Genomic DNA, 2,949 nt, shown 5'->3' on the forward strand with positions numbered 1-2,949 from the left:
GTCCGGTCGGACACCGCCGGGGGAGGGGGTCCGGTGGTGGGACGGGGACACGGGACTGGGGTCACGGGGGTCGGGGAACGTACACTCGAACAGCACCGCCGGGGTCCGTCCGGGCGGACCGCCCCGAAACATGAGGGAGCACCACCAGGTGGAGAGCACGTCGTCACGTCCGGCCCCGTCCGGATCACTCCGCCGCACCAGTGGCCGCGCCGCCGTCGGTCTGGGTCTGCCCGACCCGTCCGTTCCCGGCCCGACCGGCCTGCCGATCGACACCGAGCGCATCGGTCCGGTCGAGGAGTGCGGCGTCTTCGGTGTCTGGGCTCCGGGCGAGGACGTCGCCAAGCTCACCTACTACGGCCTGTACGCGCTGCAGCACCGTGGCCAGGAGGCCGCCGGTATCGCGGTCGCGGACGGTGAGCAGGTCCTGGTCTACAAGGACCTCGGCCTGGTGAGCCAGGTCTTCGACGAGAAGACCCTCGAGTCGATGAGCGGACACGTGGCCATCGGTCACTGCCGGTACTCCACGACCGGCGCCGCGTCCTGGGACAACGCGCAGCCCATGTTCCGACCGACCACCGCCGGCGGGTCCGTGGTGCTGGGCCACAACGGCAACCTGGTCAACACCCAGGAACTCAAGCGGTACGCCACCACTCTGGGGATCCGCGGGTACACCGAGGGCAGCACCCACTCGGACTCGGACATCGTCTCCACGCTCCTCGCCCACGAGGCGGGGGAGGGCGGTCTCGAGGAGGCGGCGGCCCGGCTGCTGCCTCGCCTTCGCGGTGCGTACTGCCTCACCTTCTCCGACGAGAACACGCTGTACGCCGCGCGCGACCCGCACGGCGTCCGCCCGCTCGCGCTCGGTCGTCTCGAACGCGGTTGGGTGGTCTCCTCCGAGACGTCGGCGCTCGACATCGTCGGCGCGTCGTTCGTCCGCGACATCGAGCCCGGTGAGCTCATCGCGATCGACGCCGACGGCGTCCGGTCCCGCAAGCTCGCCGAGCCGACCCCCAAGACCTGTGTCTTCGAGTACGTCTACCTGGCGCGCCCCGATTCGGTGATCAACCGGCGCTCGGTCAACTCGACCCGCGTGGAGATCGGCCGCAAACTGGCGCTGGAACACCCCGCCGACGGAGACCTGGTGATCCCCGTTCCGGAGTCGGGGACCCCGGCGGCCGTCGGTTACGCCCAGGGTTCGGGCATCCCGTTCGCCCAGGGCCTGACCAAGAACGCCTACGTCGGCCGGACGTTCATCCAGCCCAGCCAGACGATCCGTCAGCTCGGCATCCGGCTCAAGCTCAACCCGCTGCGCGAGGTCATCCAGGGAAAAAAGTTGGTGGTGGTGGACGACTCGATCGTCCGCGGCAACACCCAACGGGCCCTGATCCGGATGTTGCGGGAGGCGGGCGCCCTCGAGGTGCACGTCCGCATCGCCTCCCCGCCGGTCCGCTGGCCGTGCTTCTACGGCATCGACTTCGCCAGCCCCGCCGAACTGATCGCCAACGGGGTCGACGCCACCGACGGGATGCTCGAGGGCGTACGCAGGGCGATCGGTGCGGACACCCTCGGGTACATCTCGGTGGACGGGATGATCTCGGCCACCAATCAGCCGCGGGACGAGTTGTGCGCAGCGTGCTTCGACGGCCACTACCCGATCCCGCTCCCGGACGACTCACCCATGAGCGCGGCCGTACTGGCGCTGGCCGCCCAGGTCGACGGTGAGACACCCGACCGGCACCTGGTCCTGCACGACAACGCGGACGCCGTCCGCCGACCCTGACCGGGCGCCCGACCACGGGCGCCGATGAGGAGAACCGAAGATGACCGAGAACCTCCACCCCGCGAGCGGCGCCTCGTACGCCGCCGCCGGTGTCGACATCGACGCAGGCGAGCGCGCCGTCGAGCTCTTCGCGCCCCACGCCAAGCGTGCGACCCGGCCGGAGGTGATGGGCGGCCTCGGGGGCTTCGCCGGGCTGTTCTCCCTGAGGAACTCCTACCGTCAGCCGCTGCTGGCCTCGTCGACGGACGGCGTCGGGACCAAGATCGCAGTGGCACAGGCCATGGACGTCCACAACACGGTGGGCATCGACCTCGTGGCCATGGTGGTGGACGACCTCGTGGTGTGCGGGGCCGAGCCGCTGTTCCTCCAGGATTACATCGCGATCGGCAAGGTCGTGCCGGAGCACGTGGCCGACATCGTCGAGGGGATCGCCGAGGGCTGCGTCCGGGCCGGATGCGCCCTGCTGGGCGGTGAGACCGCCGAGCACCCCGGACTCATGGCCCCCGGCGAGTACGACATCTCGGGCACCGGGGTCGGGATCGTCGAGGCCGACGAGGTCCTCAAGGCGGAGAACGTCCGCCCCGGCGACGTGATCGTGGGGATGGCGTCCTCGGGACTGCATTCCAACGGTTACTCGCTGGCCCGGCACGTGCTGCTGGAACTCGCCCGCCTCCCGCTGGAGGGGCACGTGGAGGAGTTCGGTCGGACCCTGGGCGAGGAACTCCTCGAGCCCACCCGCATCTACGCCCTGGACTGTCTGAGCCTGATCGCCGAGACCGACGTCCGGGTCTTCAGCCATGTCACCGGTGGGGGCCTGGCGGAGAACCTCGCCCGGGTCATGCCGCGCGGACTGGTCGCACGTCTCGACCGGGGTCGGTGGCCCGTGCCCGCCGTGTTCGGCACGATCGCCCACCACGGCCGTGTCGAGCAGGCCGAGATGGAGCGGACGTTCAACATGGGGGTCGGGATGATCGCCGTCCTCCCGGCCGAGGACGTGGACCGCGCCCAGGCGGTGCTCACGGCCCGGCACGTGGACAACTGGGTGATCGGTCACGTGGACAAGGCCGGAGAGGTCGCCGCGGACGCGCCACGCGTGGTCCTCGAGGGGTCACACGCCCGCTTCTAGTCGGACGGCGCAGCGCGCCACACGGACATGGGCCGGGCATCCC

The 2,949-nt window shown here is 70.6% G+C and carries 2 protein-coding genes; both read left to right on the plus strand.

What is annotated here, in order from left to right; genetic code table 11:
* Positions 1 to 130 precede the first annotated feature (130 nt).
* Complete coding sequence (gene purF, locus G6027_RS13885) at positions 131 to 1,780, plus strand: amidophosphoribosyltransferase (protein WP_182637682.1); 1,650 nt, start codon at positions 131 to 133, stop codon at positions 1,778 to 1,780.
* 40 nt (positions 1,781 to 1,820) lie between these two features.
* Complete coding sequence (purM, locus tag G6027_RS13890) at positions 1,821 to 2,906, plus strand: phosphoribosylformylglycinamidine cyclo-ligase (protein WP_182637683.1); 1,086 nt, start codon at positions 1,821 to 1,823, stop codon at positions 2,904 to 2,906.
* Positions 2,907 to 2,949: the final 43 nt, after the last annotated feature.

Source organism: Dietzia sp. SLG310A2-38A2, from assembly GCF_014145095.1.
Classification (GTDB): domain Bacteria; phylum Actinomycetota; class Actinomycetes; order Mycobacteriales; family Mycobacteriaceae; genus Dietzia.